Below are 15916 nucleotides of genomic sequence, written 5' to 3' on the forward strand. Positions count from 1 at the left end.
TGGTTCGGTGATGTCGCTCGATCCGCTGGGCCAGCCGCGCTCGCTCAGTCCGGACGGATCTCTTCCCAGACCTCGTCGGACTCGGCCCGCGCAACTGCCTTGGCATCTCGCTTCTTGGAGTCCTGCGCGTAGAGGTCGACGTACTCCTGGTCCGACAGCGTCATGATCTCGTACATGATCTCGTCGGTGATCGCGCGCAAGATGTAACGGTCGTCCTCCATGCCCTCGTAGCGGCTGAAGTCCAAAGGCTTGCCGAACCGCACACCGGGGCGGGCGAACTTGCCGAACACCTTGCCCGGTGGCGCGACGACGTCGGTACCGATGACGGCCAACGGGATCACGGGAACACCGGCCTCGAGCGCGAGACGCGCAACGCCGGTTCGCCCACGATAGAGCCGGCCGTCGTGGGAGCGGGTGCCCTCGGGATAGATCCCGCAGACCTCGCCTTCGGAGAGCAGCCGCAGCTGGGTCTTGATCGCACCCGCGGCCGCCGAGCCACTCGTTCGATCGATCGGCACCTGGCCGGATCCGGAGAAGAACTTCTTCTGCAGCCAGCCTTTGATCCCGGCTCCTTCGAAGTACTCCGCCTTGGCCACGAAGGTCACTCGGCGCGGGATCACCAACGGCATGAACAACCAGTCGCTGTACGACAGGTGGTTGCTCGCCAGAATGACCGGCCCCTCCTTCGGCACGTGTTCGGTGCCCACGGCCCATGGCCTGAAGATCAGCTTGAGCACGGGACCCAGTGCGAGGAACTTCAGGAACCAATAGAACACGGACAGGACACTATCCTGAACCCCGTGCCTTTCGCATGGTGCAACCCGATGTGCACCTGGATGAGAGAGGATGGGGTCATGACCTCCACGACCTCGCCCGTACCTGTCCCGGGCACCGAGCCCTTCTCGGCTGACGGTGGCCGTACCGGAGTCCTGCTGAGTCACGGATTCACCGGCTCACCGGCGTCGATGGTCCCCTGGGGCAAGCACCTCGCCGGCCTCGGCTACACCGTGCGCGTGCCGCGGCTGCCTGGACACGGAACGACGTGGAAGGACATGAACACGACCCGCTGGCAGGACTGGTACGGCGAGGTCGACGGGGCGCTGACGGACCTGCGGGCAACCTGCGATCGCGTCGTCGTCGCGGGACTCTCGATGGGCGGCTGCCTGGCTCTCCGGCTCGCGGAGAAACGCCCCGCCGACGTCGACGCCGTGGTGCTGGTCAATCCCGCCGTCAACCTCGCCCGCTTCGACATCAAGCTCGTTCCGGTACTGCAGTGGCTCGTCCCGGCGATGCCCGGCATCGGCAACGACATCAAGATGGCCGGGCAGGACGAGCTGGGCTACGACAAGACCCCACTCAAGGCGCTTGCCTCCCAGATCGCGATGTGGAAGACCACCAGGGCCGACCTGGCCGCCGTCACGCAGCCGCTGCTGGTCTTCAGGTCCGACGAGGACCACGTTCTGGACCCCACTTCCGTCGACCTGATCCGCGCCGGTGTGACGTCAGCAGTCTCCGAGCTGGTTCCGTTGCACGAGAGCTACCACGTCGCGACGATCGACAACGACGCCCAGCTGATCTTTGACCGCACGGCGGCGTTCATCGCCGAGCACGTCGGAACCTCCGATGACTGAGCGCGACGACTTCGACAAGATCGTCGAAGGCCTCGAGCTCGATCTGTCCTTCGACGAGGAGCCCGAGGAGCCGGCCCCCGAGCCCACGTGGACGCCACTGACAGACGATGACTTCGAGGCCCAGGAGCCGTTCTATCGTCAGGTCGAGCCGACTGCCCTGCTCCCGCGCCGACGAAACATCCTGCTGGCCTGGGGCGGGGTGGTGGGCGCACCGCTCGCGCTGTTCGTCGCCACCGTGTCAGGTGTCTATCTCGACCGCTCGGTCGTGGCGGGCGCCGCGCTCACTTTCGTCGCAGCGTCGATCTATTTGATCTTGCAGTTGCCCGAACACGGGCCCTCGCGGAAGGATTGGCCGGACGACGGCGCCGTGCTGTGAATCGCGCCATGTCAGCGGCCCCGATGAGCCCCGCCTCGGGTCCCAGGTGGGCACGGACGATACGCGCTTCGGCGCGGTAGCCGCGACCGGTCAGCGTCCGGCTGAAGGCCGCCCGGGCCGGGCCGACCAACAGCTCACCGGCATCGCTGACGCCCCCACCGATCACGAACATGCCGGGATCGAGCGCAGCCGCCAGGTTGGCGATGCCTACTCCCAGCCAGTCTCCGACCTCGGCGATCCACTCGACCGCCTCGTCGTTGCCGCTCTGCGCATGTCTGGTGACGAGGTGGCCCTCGATGCGATCCACCGCTCCCCCGGACTCCGACAGCAGAAGCTTTCCGAACGGCGTGCCCTCGGTCGCCGCAGCGCGAGCCCGGCGGGTCAGGACGCGACCACTGGCGTACTGCTCCCAGCAGCCTCGGTTGCCACACTCGCATTCATTGCCATCCGGCACGACCTGCATGTGCCCGAACTCGCCCGCGATGCCGAACTGTCCGCGATAGGGCTGACCATCGATCACGATCGCGCCGCCGATGCCGGTGCCCAGGGTGATCAGGACCAGATCCGCCTCGTTCTGAGCGGCGCCGAAGCGCCACTCGGCCCAGCCCGCCGCGTTGGCGTCGTTGTCGACCAGCACGGGCAGCCCGGTGCGCCGGGCGACCGAGTCCCGAAGCGGCTCGTGCCGCCAGGCCAGGTGGGGTGCGAACAGAACTGTCGACTGCGTCGCGTCGACGAATCCGGCCGCGCCCACCCCGATCGCCCGGATGTGATGCTCGCGACGAAACTCCTCGGTGATGTCAGCAATCGCGTCGATGACCTCGAGGGGCTCGGTCGTGGGGGTCTCACGCTTGAGCCGGGCCAGGACGTGACCGTCCTCGTCGACGACTCCGGCAGCGATCTTCGTTCCACCGATGTCGATGCCGACGGCGAGCTTGTCCGCCATCAGTCCGACTCCTGCCTGGCAAGGTCCGCGGCACCGATGAGGCCCGCCTCATTGCCGAGGGCGGCCAGGCGCACCGACGCCTCGGGGCGGTGGGCACGCGCCGGCAGATGAATCTCGAACGCCTCGATGACCGAGTCCAGCATGAGGTCGCCGGCGTCGGCGACGCCGCCACCGATCGCAATGACGCTCGGGTCCAGGACTGACGTCAGCACCGCAATGCCCTCGCCGATCCAACGCCCGACCTCGGCCAGCAGGTCCAGCGCGAGCGGGTCACCGTCCTGCGCCAGCTGCGTGATGGCGGGCCCGGTGATACGACCCTCGTCGCCATCGGCCAACGCAGCCAGCGCGTCCGCACGCTCGTCACCGTTCGCGACCCTTTCACGAGCGTCGCGAACTAGCGCCCTGCCGCTGGCGTACTGCTCGAAGCATCCGCGCTGGCCGCAACCGCACAGGATGCCGTTGGGGACGAGCCGCATGTGGCCGATCTCGGCGGCCGCCCCGAAGCCACCCCGGAACAGCTGCCCCTGGTGCACGATGCCACCGCCGACACCCGTGCCGATCGTGACGAGCAGAAGATCGTCGGTGTCCTCGCCGGCGCCAAACCGGAACTCGCCCCACGCTGCAGCGTTCGCATCGTTCTCGACCACCACCGGAAGCTCGATGAGTGATCGGACCTGCTCGGCCAGGGGCTCGTCACGCCAGTCGATGTTGGGCGCGAAGCGAACCGTCGCGCGATCCTCCCCGACGAAGCCGGCCGCACCGATACCGACGCCAGCGATCTGCTGGTCGCCAACCAATCGGCCCACGAGATCAGCCACGAGCGCGGGAATCTCGGTCGAGGCGTCCGGGGTGGGCTCCTCCTCGGACTCGAGAATCTCACCGGAATCGGAGACCAGTCCGGCTGCGATCTTGGTCCCGCCGATGTCGACACCGATGGCCAGCGTCATGTCTCTTCCCGAGGTTTCAGAGCGGTGTCGATGAGCTCGCGGAGTGAGCGGGTGAGCACAGCGGCAGACTCGGAGACCTTCGCGAGTGCATCTGGGTTGTCGTGCACGAAGCCGACGACCTGGCAGACCGGGCACCACGTCGCGGTGCACACGTGGGTGCTCTCGCCGGTCGTGCTGTGGGCTGCTGGCGAGGCCGTCATGGTCCGGAACAGCCTGAAGGCCTCCTCGGCGATCGAACCGACCGGCTCCGTGCTCGAGTTGGGGTCGCTCACAGTGCCTCGACCTGTTTCTTCAACCCCTTGAGAGCGGTGTCGATGATGACCTTCTCCGCCTTGCGCTTCAGCATTCCGAGCAGCGGGACGGAGACGTCGACAGCGAGCTGGTAGGTGACCCGGGTCTGCGAGTCGTCCACCGGTTCCAGGACGTAGGCCCCGTCCATCGACGTCAGCATCTTGCCCTTCTGAGCCAGGCTCCAGGAGACCGATCGATCGCCGTCCCACGTGTAGCCCAGGTCGTACTCGTCACGAATGGGCGCGGCATCGAGGACGAAGTGCACCTGGTCGGCACGACCCGCATCGCCGCTGGACACGACGTCGGCCGTCTTGACGCCGGTCGCCCAACGCGGGTAGGCGGGGAAGTCCGCGATGACGGCCATGATGCGGTCAGCCGGAGCGTCGATGACGATGTCGCTCGTGGTTCTCGCCATCACTTCTCCTCGTCCCGCCCGATGTGTCACACCATGCTAGTGGTCTGATCGGCCAGACCACCCCCCGGGCGGTAGCCGAGACGTTGCTCGCACGTGGCTGCGGGTTGCTGCGGAAGCCCGCACCCATTCGGCTCGCTGCGGCCCGGGCGAGTAACCTCCCGTAGGTGACACAGGCGCATTCACCCGAACTGGGCAACCTCTCCCTTGACATCCTCGACCGCCTCCCGGCGCACGCCGACGACTTCGCCCTCGCGAGAGTCGTGGAGGGGGGCTGGGAGGATGTCACGCTGAGCGCCTTCCACCAAGACGTGCTCGCATTGGCCAAAGGTCTTGTCGCGGCCGGCGTCACCCCCGGCGACCGTGTCGCGCTGCTGTCCAAAACCCGGTACGAGTGGACAGTCGCGGACTATGCGATCTGGTGGGCCGGCGCTGCCACAGTGCCGATCTACGAGACGTCGTCGACCGCCCAGATCGCCTGGATCCTGGCGGACTCCGGAGCCGTGGCCGCGATCGTCGAGACCACCGATCACCTGGCGCGGGTCGACGAGGCCCGCAGCGCCGCAACCGAGCTGGCTGAGGTGTGGGCCATCGACGCCGGTGCGATCGAGCAGATCACAGCGCGAGGAGCCGGTGTCAGCGATGACGAACTCGAGACCCGCCGGGCCGCGCTGACCAGTGACACGCTCGCGACACTGATCTACACCTCCGGAACGACCGGACGTCCCAAGGGCTGCCGGCTCACCCACGGCGCCTTCCGCCACGAGCTGGGCGCCGCGATCGAGGTGCTGCCCGAACTGTTCGCCCGCGAGGGCGGCTCGACGCTGCTCTTCCTCCCGCTGGCCCACGTGTTCGCCCGCATCATCCAAGTCGGCGCGATTCGCTCAGGGACCAAGCTCGGGCACACCGCTGACATCAAGGATCTGGTGACCCATCTCGGGACGTTCGAGCCCACCTTCGTGCTCGCGGTCCCCCGGGTCTTCGAGAAGGTCTTCAACACCGCCAGCAGCAAGGCCTACGCCGACGGCAAGGGCAAGGTCTTCGACCGGGCCGCGCAGACGGCGATCTCCTACAGCAAGGCCCTCGACCGCGGCCGACCCGGTCTGGTCCTGCGCACGAGACACGCGCTGTTCGACAAGCTCGTCTACGGCCGGCTCCGCGACGCGCTGGGTGGACATGCCGAGTGGGCCATCTCCGGGGGCGCACCGCTCGGCGAGCGGCTGGCGCACTTCTATCGCGGGATCGGCGTGACCGTGCTGGAGGGCTACGGCTTGACCGAGACGACCGCAGCGCTGTGCGTCAACACCCCCACGGAGCAGCGAATCGGCACGGTCGGCAAGCCGCTGCCCGGAACCGAGGTGCGTGTCCAGTCAGATGGCGAGCTCGCCTTCCGCGGTCCGCAGGTCTTTAGCGGCTACTGGCGCAATGACGGGGCGAGTTCTGAGGCGATCAGTGCTGACGGCTGGTTCTGCACCGGCGATCTCGGCGAGGTCGACGAGGACGGGTTCGTTCGGATCACGGGCCGCAAGAAGGAGATCATCGTGACGGCGGGCGGCAAGAACGTCGCGCCTGCGTTGCTCGAGGATCGCGTGCGCGCCAGTCCGTACGTCAGTCAGTGCCTCGTGGTGGGAGACGGCAAGCCATTCATCGCAGCGCTCGTCACGATCGACACCGAGGCGTGGGACGGCGACATCGACGACCCGACGCTCAAGGACGAGATCCAGAAGGCCGTCGACGAGGCCAACACCCAGGTGTCCCAAGCCGAGTCGATTCGCAAGTACACGATCCTCGACGACGACTGGACCGAGGACAACGGCTACCTGACGCCGTCGTTCAAGGTCAAGCGCAACGCGGTCCTGTGCGACTTTCACGACACGATCGAAGCGCTCTTCTTCAGGTAGGTCCTCCACTGGCTGGTCAGCTGGTCGACACTGATCCCGAACGATCGATCAAGTGCTGATCCGAGTGGTGCTCCACTGAGGACCTCCCGGTAGAAGGCCACGACGGCCGCGTCGTCAAAGCGCTCAGCCAGCAGCCGGAACACCAGCCATGCGGACTCATATACCGCGCCGAGCCCGTGCTTCCCCGCGTCGAAGTCGGCGGCTGACGGGAGCCGCTCGGGCGGACCGTCAGCCTTGACCTGCGCCAGCACCTGGCCCGCACTGACCGACAGCGGCGCCGTGTCGTCGTGCAGAGCCACGAAATCGGCGAATCCCTCGACGACCCAGCTCTCCGCACGAGTGCCGACGGCATCGGTGAGCAGATGGGTCGCCTCGTGGCTCACGACGACCTGTGCGGCTCGCCGGTCCATCGTCGAGAAGACGGTGGGATTCAGCACGATCACGGTGTCCTCGGAGCTGCCTTCTCGCCCATCGAGCCGAGTCGTCACCGCAGCGATCTGCGTGATCTTGTCGACCGGCTGACCGACGATCTGCGCCGTCTGGTCCTGAGTCCGCGGCGAAACAAAGGTGACCTCGCCCGCCGTGCCGGGGACCTGATCCAGGACCGCCGCTCGGGCGACGGCAGCCATCGACTCGACCGGCAGATCGGGGTCGCCCCCATCCACCCGGATCACGACCGCCCCGGAGGAACGCTCCACTGCGACGGCCCCCGCGAGCCACAGCGGCAGAGCCCCGGTGCGCGGCGCTGCGGAGACGATCGAGAATCGGCCATCGGGCTGAGGGGCGACGCGAAAAGCGACTGACGAGGTGCGCGTCGTCGACTCGTCGAACCCGGCTTCGGAGCCGGCGCTCCACGTGACTTCAACATCGGCGACGGTCGATCCATCCGATCGATCGGTGATGTCGCCGCCGGTGACGTAACGCAGCGAGACGTCGGACGCGCCAAGCGCTGCGCGAGCCCGCCAGGCCCGCTGGGCGAACTCCTTGGCAGCATCCTGGGCGCCCGCTGCAGCCACGAATGACGCTTCGGTGTCGGCGTCGGAGAGCCTGCGAAACTGCTCCGCCAGCGCAGCGGACGCGTCAGCGGGGATCTGGACGACCGGATCGCTTGATCCCTGCCACGGCCGTTGCCAGAGCAACAGGGCGACGCCCAGCGCCATCAGGACCAGGACGGCGACAGTGTTCGGGCCGGGTCTTCGGCCTGAGTCAGCCAACCCGCCCGCCGACGCTGAATCCACCGAGACCGGTGATCTCCACGCTCTTGCCGGGGCGCGGGGCGTGGACGACTCGTCCGTTGCCCAGGTACATGCCGATGTGCTGCATGTTGGAGTAGGCGACCAGGTCTCCGGGGACCAGCTGGTTCATCGGAACGCGCTTGGCGGCGGACATCTGCGGGCCGACGACCCGCGGAATCGAAACCCCTGCCGCGGCCCAGGCCTTCATGGTCAGGCCCGAGCAGTCCCACGAGTTGGGGCCGGTGCCGCCATACACATAGGGGTCACCGAGCTGAGCAAGCGCGAAGTCAACGGCCTGCTTGGCACGACCCGACGCTTCGACCGTGAAGTCGACCGTGGTGTCGCTCGCATTGAACTTGCTCTGCTGGGCGGCCGTCAGGCGAGCGAGCTGGGCCTTGGCTTCGCGATAGTGCTTCTGGATCGCGGCGCGCTTGGCGTCGGCTTCCTTCGTCGCTGAAGCGAGGTCGGCCTTGCGATCCTCGAGCTGCGCGCGACGGTTCTTGAGCTCCTTGCTCGTCTCGCCAAACTGCGCCAGCGCATCAGCGCGTGTGCTGTTGAGCGCCTGCACCGCGCCAAGTCCGGCGAGGAACTGATCCGAATCCTTGCTGGTGAGCAGGCTGACGCTCGGCCCGAGGGGCGCGTCCATCTGCTGCTGGGCGATCGCGTCGCCGAGCTCGCCCTTCTGCTGGCGGTACACCTTGGAGTAGCGAGCGATGTCACCGCTGATGTCGTCGATCTCAGCCTGTGTCTGCTTGACCTGGACACCGAGCTGGTTCACCTGCTCGTTGATCGCCTCGGCCTTGTGGAAAGCGATCTCCACGTCCTTGGGCGTGACCGCAGGCTCGGCGCCGGCGGACGGAAGGACGAAGAATCCGCCGATCAGGGCGAGTGCCGCGGCGGCGGCGATTCCATGGCGGTTCGTTCGGGTAGCGGGCAAGCGCACGCAGTACTCCTACATCCTCGAGCGCCGACCGGGTGAGCTGACGGATTCGGGCCAAGGTCGCCCTACGGTCCGCGCGAACGCGGTCCGATTCACCCCACACACATGGTTCCCCGGTTCACCTCAGTCATCTTCCCCACGACTGAAGCGATTTGGCGGCGCGTTCGACGCCGGCCTGGGGGGACGACGTTCACCGAACGCACAAGGACCCACTGTATGGGCAGGTGGAGGCCAGTTCAACCTCAACTGACCTGTGTCTCTGGGCCCGTGACAGGCGTCACAAGTCGAAGCGGAGGTGTCAAGCCTGCGTCGGCGAGCACCCCGAGGGCAGCCAGCTCCTCCTGATCCAGCTCGATGCCGGCGGGCGGAGCCCCCAACAGGACAGTGACGATGCAGTCACCGCACGCGCTGGGTCCGCGGACGAGACAGCGGTCGCAGTCAACGACCACCGCGTCGGTGGGTGTGGACTCACTCATGCCGGCACCTCCGTGTTGACGAATCGCCCCGTCTTCCGGGGACATTCAGCACGCTAGGAGCCAGTCCGGACAAAAACGTCGCACCGGTGCGTTGTCGAGCTCTGTCGGACCACCCACCTACCGTGATCCGCATGGTGGCCGTCCAGGGATCGTTCGACGAGCTCGGCCGACTTCTGGCCGACACGACATTCTGCGTCGTCGACCTCGAGACGACCGGCGGTTCAGCCGTGCGGGGAGCGCAGATCACCGAGGTCGGCGCGGTCAAGATCCGCGGCGGTGAGGTCCTCGGAGAGTTCCAGACCTTGGTCAATCCCGACGGAGAGATCCCGGCGTACATCACGGTCCTGACCGGCATCACGAACCAGATGGTCATCGGGGCGCCGCGCATCGCCGAGGTGCTCCCGAGCTTCCTGGAGTTCGCGCGGGGCACGGTCCTGGTTGCGCACAACGCACCATTCGACGTCGGCTTCCTCAAGTATTACTGCCATGAGCTCTCGATCCCCTGGCCGGCCTTCGAGACCCTCGACACCGCAACTCTCGCCCGCCGGGTCCTGTCGCGTGACGAGGTGCCCAATTGCAAGTTGTCGACCTTGGCGGCGCGCTTCGCGGCCACCACGACGCCCAACCATCGCGCCCTCTCCGACGCGCGCGCAACGGTCGACGTCCTGCACGCGCTGTTCGAACGGCTCGGACCCCTGGGGGTCACGACGCTCGAGGAGGTGACGACCTACACCAGCAAGGTCAAGCCCGAGCAGCGCAAGAAGCGCCACCTGGCCGAGCACCTGCCCCAAGCACCCGGCGTGTACCTGTTCCGTGACCGCAAGGACGAGATCCTCTATGTCGGCACCTCACGTAACTTGCGGGCACGCACGAGGTCCTACTTCACGAAGGCCGAGACCCGCACCCGGATGGGCGAGATGGTGCTTCTGGCCCAGCGGATCGAGGGCATCGTGTGTGCAACGGCGCTGGAGGCCCAGGTACGTGAGCTGCGCCTGATCGGGCGGCACCGCCCTCCCTACAATCGGCGGTCCCGGTTCCCGGATCGGCTGAGCTGGCTCAAGCTGACCCGTGAGCCGTGGCCACGGCTGTCGATCGTGCGGGCGATCCTGGACGACGAGGCCGACTACATCGGGCCGTTTCGTGGCCGAGCTGCCGCCGAAGGTGCCCTCGCGACCCTGCACGACGCATTCCGGATCCGGCAGTGCACGACCAAGATGGGCAAAAAGCCTCGGCAGTCCGCGTGTGCCCTCGCTGAGATGGGGCATTGCCTCTCACCGTGTGACGGGTCCACGACACCCGAAATCTACGCGGCCGAGGTGTCGCGGCTGCGCAGCGCCATGACCGGCGACCCGGATGAGCTCGTGACCTCAGTTCGTGCCCGCATGCTCGAGCTGGCTCGTACCGAACGATTCGAGGAGGCCGCGTTGTGGCGCGATCGGCTGAGCAGCTTCCTGCGCGCCGTCGTGCGCACCCAACGCCTCCACGAGCTGACCGCCAGTCACGAGCTCGTCGCCGCCGCCCCGCATGCCGAGGGTTGGGAGATCCACGTCATCCGGTTCGGCCGACTCGCTGCAGCGGGCGTGATGCCGCGCGGGACCCACCCTACCGGCTGGGTTGATGCGCTCCTGGCGACGGCCGAGACCGTCCAGCCAGGCTTCGGCCCGATCCCCGCAGCGACCGCCGAGGAGACCGAGACCCTGCTGCGCTGGCTGGACTCCCCCGGACTGCGCATGGTCCGCGGAGCGTGGCACGCACCCCTCAATGGAGCCGCTCGGCACCTGTCCGCATTCGACCAGGCGCACACCTCGTGGCAGGACCTGCGGCGCCCTGGCTAGCCGGGCCGGATGCCCTAACCTGAGGACATGATCACCGCCATCGTCTTCATTCAGGCCGACGTCTCCCACCTGTCCGAGGTCGCCGAACAGATCGCCGCCATAGCCGGAGTCAGCGAGGTCTACTCCGTCACCGGCGATCTCGACCTGATAGCCATGGTGCGGGTCCGAGAGCACGACGACATCGCCCGCGTCGTCGCAGATCAGCTCAACAAGGTCGGCGGCGTGCTGTCGACCCAGACGCAGATCGCGTTCCAGACCTTCAGCCAGCACGACCTCGAAGATGCGTTCTCGATCGGGCTGTAGCCCCTAGACCAAGGTCTGGGTGGTCGTCGCCCAGGCCTCCAGCACCCGGGTGGCCGCGCCGGAGTCGATCGACTCGCGCGCCCGCTCGATCCCCGCTCTCATCCGGCTCTCCAGATCCCCGCCGGACGCCTCATGGGCGGCGATGCCGGCGCCGGCGTTCAGCAGCACCGCGGTCCGCACGGATGATCGCTCACCACCCAGCACTCGTTCGAAGACCTTGGCGTTGAAGGCCGCGTCTCCTCCCGTGAGCTCGGAACCGGGGGTCAGCTCGAAGCCGAACGCACGAGGGTCGATGGTGTCCTCCGAGACCACGCCCGATGCACCATCGGCGACCCACACGCGGGTCGTGGTCGTCGTGGTGATCTCGTCGAGCCCGTCCTCGCCACGGAAGACAAGCGCATCGGCGCCGCGTCGGGCCAGGACACCGGCCATGATCGGCGCCATTCTCGCGTCAGCGACGCCGACGGCCATGGCGGCCGGTCGCGCGGGATTGGTCAAGGGGCCGAGGAAGTTGAACACCGTCGGGATTCCGAGCTCACGCCTCGGCACCGCGGTGAACCGGAATGACGAGTGGAAGACCGGTGCGAAGCAGAAGGTGATGCCGGTCGCCTGCAGGACTTCGGTGATCAGGGCCGCGGGCACATCGAGGCGTACGCCCAGCTGCTCGAGCACGTCAGCCGAGCCACTCGCACTCGATGCCGCACGGTTTCCGTGCTTCACGACACGCACCCCCGCGCCTGCGATGACCACGGCGGACATCGTCGAGATGTTGACGGTGCGGGCGCGATCACCTCCCGTACCGACGATGTCGACGACGCGTCCCTCGATCGTGAGCGGTGTCGCATGGTGATACATCGAGTCGACCAGGCCCTGAACTTCGGCGAGGGTCTCGCCCTTGCTGCGCAGGCCGATCGCGAATCCCGCGACCTGGGTCGGCGTGGCGTTGCCGGAGAGAATCTCCTCCATCGCCCACGTGGTCGCGGCAGAGTCGAGGTCCTCCCGGGCCACCAGAGCGGCGAGGACGTCGGGCCAGGTCCGGTTCACCGGAGGTCAGTCAGCCGGCTGGAGCACGCCGCGGGCCAGGTCGATGACGACCTCGGCCAGACGGATCGGCTCGATCGGGTGGGGCAGCGCCGCCTCGGCACGCGACCACGTAGCCAGCCACGCGTCCTGCGGTCGACCGGTCAGCACGAGCACGGGGGGCGCGCGGAAGATCTCATCCTTCATCTGCCGGGCGATGCCCAGCCCACCGGCCGGCGTGGCCTCGCCGTCCAGCACGACGAGATCGATGGTGCCCCCATCGAGATGCTGGAAGACCACGGGTTCGGTCGCGCACTCGACGTACTCGAAGCGGGGAAGGTCCGGATGCGGACGGGATCCGAGGGCCGACAGCACTGCTGCGCGGACGTCGCGATCGTCGCTGTAGACCAGGACACGCAGGGGCTTGTGCTCGCTCACAAGGTGATCGTACATAATGAACGCGTGGCGACTACATCCGTGATTCCTGCTTCCAGACTCCATGGCCAAGAAGGCCGTCCGTCGATGGTGACGGTGGGGACGATCGTGTGGCTGTCCAGCGAGCTGATGTTCTTTGCCGGCCTGTTCGCGGCGTACTTCACGATCCGCAACATTTCCCCGGAGCTGTGGTCCCAGGAGACCACCTTGCTCAACATCCCGTTCGCGACGATCAACACCACGATCCTCGTGTTGTCGTCCGTGACCTGCCAGTTCGGCGTCTTCGCCGCGGAGCGGGGCAAGCCCGGACGCAGCGGAAAGCTCCTCGAGTTCAAGCTGTGGGGAATGCGCGAGTGGTTCGTCCTGACCTACTTCATGGGCGCGATCTTCATCGCCGGCCAGGCCACCGAGTACGCCGCCCTGGTCACCGAGCACGTCACGATCTCGAGCTCGCCGTACGGCAGCCTGTTCTACCTCGCGACCGGATTCCACGGCCTGCACGTCGTCGGCGGACTGATCGCGTTCCTGCTGGTGATCGGACGTACGTTCGCTGCTCGTAAGTTCACCCACGAGCAGGCGATCTCGGCCATCGTCGTGTCCTACTACTGGCACTTCGTGGACATCGTGTGGGTCGGGCTCTTCGCGACGATCTACCTCATCAAGTAACGCTGCCCCCACTCCGTCCGCCCCGATACTCGCGGGTAGACTCAGAACACTTCCAGGAATGAGGTCCTCGGTGCGGAAACTGTCCACCAGACGCCGGCATCCACTCGCCGGTCTTGTCGTTCTCCTGATGGGACTTGTCGTCGCCGGGGGCCTCTACACCGCGTTCGCGCCGAAGCCCGCCACCGCCGAGACAGCGTCCTCCCAGGATGTCGAAGCCGGCCGCGAGCTGTACCTCGTCGGTTGCGCAAGCTGCCACGGCAAGAACGCCGGTGGTATCGAGACCAAGCGCGGCGGCAACTATGGCCCGACGCTCATCGGCGTCGGTGCCGCAGCGGTCGACTTCCAGGTCGGCACCGGGCGCATGCCGATGGCGCAGAGCGCCCCGCAGGCGCCGCGCAAGGCGCCCCAGTACGACTCCGAAGAGACCAAGCAGCTCGCCGCGTACATCGCGTCGCTGGCTCCCGGCCCGGCCATCCCGGGCAAGGAATACACCAACATCTCTGGCAAGTCTGCCAAGCAGATCGCCGAGGGCGGCGAGTTCTTCCGTACCAACTGCACGGCGTGCCACAACTCGGTCGGCGCTGGTGGAGCGATGCCGGGCGGCAAGTACGCGCCCACGCTCAAGGGTGTCAGCGCCAAGCACATTGCCGAAGCCATGATCACCGGACCCCAGCAGATGCCGGTGTTCTCCGACGAGGTCATCACGCCTGAGGACAAGAGCAACGTCATTGCGTACGTCAAGGCCATCCAGGCCCAGCCGAACTACGGCGGAGTCGGCGGCGGAGGCCTCGGCCCCGTGGTCGACGGCATGTTCACCTGGATCATCGGCATCGGAGGGCTCGTGCTCGCCGCGATCTGGATCGGTGCACACGGAGCGAGGGTGAAGAAGAAATGACCGACGAGCTGGACCGCCTGCCCGACACCGAGCCGGTCAAGGACCCGGGTCTGCCGGAGCACCAGTACCGCCCGACCGATGTCGATCCCGCGCAGGAGAAGCGCGCCGAGCGACAGATCTCCGGCATGTTCGCCGTTGCGATGCTGCTGCTTGTTGGTTTCTGTGTCGCCTACATCGCCATCGACAAGGATCAGACCTTCCTCGGCTGGTCGGCCATGAACCTCGCGCTCGGCTCGACCCTCGGCGGCGCGATGCTGCTGATGGGCGTCGGCATCATCCAATGGGCCAAGAAGCTGATGGGTGACCACGAGATGGTCGAGATGCGTCATCCCTCGGCGTCGTCCGCCGAGGATCGTGCGGCTGTGCTCGAGGACATCAACGCCGGTGTCTCCGAGTCCGGCTTCGGCCGCCGCCCGATGATTCGCAACAGTCTCTTCGGAGCGCTCGGCTTCCTGGGTCTGCCCGCCATCATCATGCTCCGCGACCTGGGACCCCTGCCCAACGGCACGCAGCGAGAGACGGTCTGGAAGAAGGGCATGCGGGTCGTCAACGATGTCTCCGGAACCCCGATCAAGCCGTCGGACCTCCAGGTCGGCCAGCTCGTCAACGCCGAGCCGGCGATCTTGTTCGAGACCGATGAAGAAGGCGAGCCGCTGTTCCACGGCACCGAGCTTCTGCAGGCCAAGTCCAAGGCCGCAACCATCATCGTGCGCATGCAGCCCGAGGACGTCACCCCCTCGAAGGGCCGGGAGAACTGGGGCATCGACGGCATCCTGTGCTACTCGAAGATCTGCACCCACGTCGGTTGCCCGATCAGCCTGTACGAGCAGCAGACCCATCACGTGCTGTGCCCGTGCCATCAGTCCACGTTCGACCTTGCCGACAACGGCCGGGTCATATTCGGACCCGCGCACCGGCAGCTCCCCCAGTTGCCCCTGGCTCTGGATTCCGAGGGTTACATCGTCGCTGTGAGCGACTTCCCCGAGATCGTGGGCCCCAGCTATCCCGAGCTGGCACGCGACCAGAAGAAGTTGGACAATAAGTCATGAGCACGGAGCAGCACACCCCCATCCAGGACACCGGCTTCGGCAAGAAGGCTGCGGGTCCTGTCGAGTGGCTCGACGATCGACTGAGCCTGGCCACGATTGCCAAGAAGAACCTGCGCAAGGTCTTCCCCGAGCACTGGTCGTTCATGCTGGGCGAGATCGCGCTGTGGAGCTTCGTCGTCCTGCTGCTGACCGGCGTCTTCCTGACCTTCTGGTACGTGCCAAGCATGGGCGAGGTCGCGTACAACGGCTCCTACACGCCGCTCAACGGTGTGGAGATGTCGCAGGCATTCGAGTCGACGCTTCGCATCTCCTTCGACATTCGCGGCGGCCTGCTGATCCGTCAGATCCATCACTGGGCCGCTGCCCTGTTCATCGCCGCGATGATCCTGCACATGCTCCGCGTGTTCTTCACCGGCGCCTACCGCAAGCCGCGCGAGATCAACTGGCTGATCGGCGTCGGTCTGATGTCGATGGGCCTCATCGAGGGCTTCGCGGGCTACTCGCTCCCCGACGATCTGCTGTCGGGCACCGGCCTTCGATTCGTAGACGGCCTGCTCCGCA

19 protein-coding genes and 1 riboswitch are annotated in these 15916 nt (G+C 66.8%); of the genes, 9 read left to right on the plus strand and 10 right to left on the minus strand.

The window, feature by feature from the left end; all coding sequences use genetic code 11:
- Positions 1 to 44: 44 nt before the first annotated feature.
- Entirely contained in the window at positions 45 to 776 is a 732-nt protein-coding gene (locus WB461_RS06950; protein WP_423851999.1) for a lysophospholipid acyltransferase family protein, read from the minus strand.
- Between the two features lie 78 nt (positions 777 to 854).
- Here WB461_RS06950 and WB461_RS06955 point away from each other — a divergent pair, with 78 nt between their 5' ends.
- Positions 855 to 1631, plus strand: a complete 777-nt coding sequence (locus WB461_RS06955; protein WP_423852000.1) for an alpha/beta hydrolase — start codon at positions 855 to 857, stop codon at positions 1629 to 1631.
- Complete coding sequence (locus tag WB461_RS06960; RefSeq protein WP_423852001.1) at positions 1624 to 2007, plus strand: hypothetical protein; 384 nt, start codon at positions 1624 to 1626, stop codon at positions 2005 to 2007. The genes WB461_RS06955 and WB461_RS06960 overlap by 8 nt, the downstream gene beginning before the upstream one ends.
- On the opposite strand, the gene WB461_RS06965 is transcribed toward WB461_RS06960, so the two are convergent.
- From WB461_RS06965 to WB461_RS06980, 4 genes are read right to left on the minus strand one after another with little or no spacing between them, the layout of a single operon-like run.
- Complete coding sequence (locus tag WB461_RS06965; protein ID WP_423852002.1) at positions 1913 to 2950, minus strand: ROK family glucokinase; 1038 nt, start codon at positions 2948 to 2950, stop codon at positions 1913 to 1915. The genes WB461_RS06960 and WB461_RS06965 overlap by 95 nt on opposite strands.
- Entirely contained in the window at positions 2950 to 3897 is a 948-nt protein-coding gene (locus WB461_RS06970; RefSeq protein WP_423852003.1) for an ROK family glucokinase, read from the minus strand. The genes WB461_RS06965 and WB461_RS06970 overlap by 1 nt, the downstream gene beginning before the upstream one ends.
- The gene (locus tag WB461_RS06975; protein WP_423852004.1) at positions 3894 to 4169 is read right to left on the minus strand and encodes a hypothetical protein; all 276 of its coding nucleotides are present in this window, start codon (positions 4167 to 4169) and stop codon (positions 3894 to 3896) included. The genes WB461_RS06970 and WB461_RS06975 overlap by 4 nt, the downstream gene beginning before the upstream one ends.
- On the minus strand, positions 4166 to 4603 hold the full coding sequence (locus tag WB461_RS06980; protein ID WP_423852005.1) for an SRPBCC family protein: 438 nt from the start codon (positions 4601 to 4603) through the stop codon (positions 4166 to 4168). The genes WB461_RS06975 and WB461_RS06980 overlap by 4 nt, the downstream gene beginning before the upstream one ends.
- Positions 4604 to 4767: 164 nt before the next feature.
- On the opposite strand from WB461_RS06980, the gene WB461_RS06985 reads away from it, so the two are divergent.
- Positions 4768 to 6501, plus strand: a complete 1734-nt coding sequence (locus WB461_RS06985; RefSeq protein ID WP_423852006.1) for an AMP-dependent synthetase/ligase — start codon at positions 4768 to 4770, stop codon at positions 6499 to 6501.
- Here WB461_RS06985 and WB461_RS06990 read toward each other — a convergent pair.
- The 3 genes from WB461_RS06990 to WB461_RS07000 form a co-directional block, all read right to left on the minus strand.
- Positions 6468 to 7661, minus strand: coding sequence for a hypothetical protein (locus WB461_RS06990; protein WP_423852007.1), 1194 nt, complete (start codon positions 7659 to 7661; stop codon positions 6468 to 6470). The two genes, WB461_RS06985 and WB461_RS06990, sit on opposite strands and share 34 nt — an antisense overlap.
- Positions 7662 to 7707: 46 nt before the next feature.
- Positions 7708 to 8679 (minus strand): NlpC/P60 family protein, encoded by a 972-nt coding sequence (locus WB461_RS06995; protein ID WP_423852008.1) that lies wholly within the window; start codon positions 8677 to 8679, stop codon positions 7708 to 7710.
- A 7-nt stretch (positions 8680 to 8686) separates the two neighbouring features.
- Positions 8687 to 8844: riboswitch (cyclic di-AMP (ydaO/yuaA leader) on the minus strand.
- Positions 8845 to 8918: 74 nt separating this feature from the next.
- Positions 8919 to 9152 carry a hypothetical protein gene (locus WB461_RS07000; protein WP_423852009.1) on the minus strand — a complete coding sequence of 78 codons (234 nt, stop codon included), beginning with the start codon at positions 9150 to 9152 and terminating at the stop codon, positions 8919 to 8921.
- Positions 9153 to 9283: 131 nt separating this feature from the next.
- On the opposite strand from WB461_RS07000, the gene WB461_RS07005 reads away from it, so the two are divergent.
- The gene (locus WB461_RS07005; protein ID WP_423852017.1) at positions 9284 to 10987 is read left to right on the plus strand and encodes a DEDD exonuclease domain-containing protein; all 1704 of its coding nucleotides are present in this window, start codon (positions 9284 to 9286) and stop codon (positions 10985 to 10987) included.
- 27 nt (positions 10988 to 11014) lie between these two features.
- On the plus strand, positions 11015 to 11290 hold the full coding sequence (locus WB461_RS07010) for an Lrp/AsnC family transcriptional regulator (protein WP_423852010.1): 276 nt from the start codon (positions 11015 to 11017) through the stop codon (positions 11288 to 11290).
- A gap of 3 nt (positions 11291 to 11293) precedes the next feature.
- On the opposite strand, the gene trpD is transcribed toward WB461_RS07010, so the two are convergent.
- On the minus strand, positions 11294 to 12334 hold the full coding sequence (gene trpD, locus WB461_RS07015; protein WP_423852011.1) for an anthranilate phosphoribosyltransferase: 1041 nt from the start codon (positions 12332 to 12334) through the stop codon (positions 11294 to 11296).
- Positions 12335 to 12340: 6 nt separating this feature from the next.
- Positions 12341 to 12748, minus strand: coding sequence for a hypothetical protein (locus WB461_RS07020; RefSeq protein WP_423852012.1), 408 nt, complete (start codon positions 12746 to 12748; stop codon positions 12341 to 12343).
- A 93-nt stretch (positions 12749 to 12841) separates the two neighbouring features.
- Here WB461_RS07020 and WB461_RS07025 point away from each other — a divergent pair, with 93 nt between their 5' ends.
- The 4 genes from WB461_RS07025 to WB461_RS07040 form a co-directional block, all read left to right on the plus strand.
- A complete protein-coding gene (locus WB461_RS07025; RefSeq protein WP_423852018.1) occupies positions 12842 to 13411 on the plus strand; it encodes a cytochrome c oxidase subunit 3 in 570 nt (189 codons plus the stop codon).
- A gap of 70 nt (positions 13412 to 13481) precedes the next feature.
- Entirely contained in the window at positions 13482 to 14306 is an 825-nt protein-coding gene (locus WB461_RS07030) for a c-type cytochrome (protein WP_423852013.1), read from the plus strand.
- Positions 14303 to 15355 (plus strand): Rieske 2Fe-2S domain-containing protein, encoded by a 1053-nt coding sequence (locus WB461_RS07035; RefSeq protein ID WP_423852014.1) that lies wholly within the window; start codon positions 14303 to 14305, stop codon positions 15353 to 15355. The genes WB461_RS07030 and WB461_RS07035 overlap by 4 nt, the downstream gene beginning before the upstream one ends.
- On the plus strand, positions 15352 to 15916 hold a 565-nt coding region (locus tag WB461_RS07040), incomplete at its 3' end, for a cytochrome b (RefSeq protein ID WP_423852015.1). The genes WB461_RS07035 and WB461_RS07040, both read left to right, overlap by 4 nt.

It is taken from the genome of Aeromicrobium sp. (assembly GCF_049587115.1).
GTDB lineage: Bacteria > Actinomycetota > Actinomycetes > Propionibacteriales > Nocardioidaceae > Aeromicrobium.

What these genes read in the sequence shown, in the direction of transcription:
- WB461_RS06955 (WP_423852000.1), top strand. Translation starts at nt 855, where the DNA reads ATGACCTCCACGACCTCGCCCGTACCTGTCCCGGGCACCGAGCCCTTC.
- WB461_RS06960 (WP_423852001.1), top strand. Translation starts at nt 1,624, where the DNA reads ATGACTGAGCGCGACGACTTCGACAAGATCGTCGAAGGCCTCGAGCTC.
- WB461_RS06965 (WP_423852002.1), bottom strand. Translation starts at nt 2,950, where the DNA reads ATGGCGGACAAGCTCGCCGTCGGCATCGACATCGGTGGAACGAAGATC.
- WB461_RS06970 (WP_423852003.1), bottom strand. Translation starts at nt 3,897, where the DNA reads ATGACGCTGGCCATCGGTGTCGACATCGGCGGGACCAAGATCGCAGCC.
- WB461_RS06980 (WP_423852005.1), bottom strand. Translation starts at nt 4,603, where the DNA reads ATGGCGAGAACCACGAGCGACATCGTCATCGACGCTCCGGCTGACCGC.
- WB461_RS06990 (WP_423852007.1), bottom strand. Translation starts at nt 7,661, where the DNA reads ATGGCGCTGGGCGTCGCCCTGTTGCTCTGGCAACGGCCGTGGCAGGGA.
- WB461_RS07000 (WP_423852009.1), bottom strand. Translation starts at nt 9,152, where the DNA reads ATGAGTGAGTCCACACCCACCGACGCGGTGGTCGTTGACTGCGACCGC.
- WB461_RS07005 (WP_423852017.1), top strand. Translation starts at nt 9,284, where the DNA reads ATGGTGGCCGTCCAGGGATCGTTCGACGAGCTCGGCCGACTTCTGGCC.
- WB461_RS07010 (WP_423852010.1), top strand. Translation starts at nt 11,015, where the DNA reads ATGATCACCGCCATCGTCTTCATTCAGGCCGACGTCTCCCACCTGTCC.
- WB461_RS07035 (WP_423852014.1), top strand. Translation starts at nt 14,303, where the DNA reads ATGACCGACGAGCTGGACCGCCTGCCCGACACCGAGCCGGTCAAGGAC.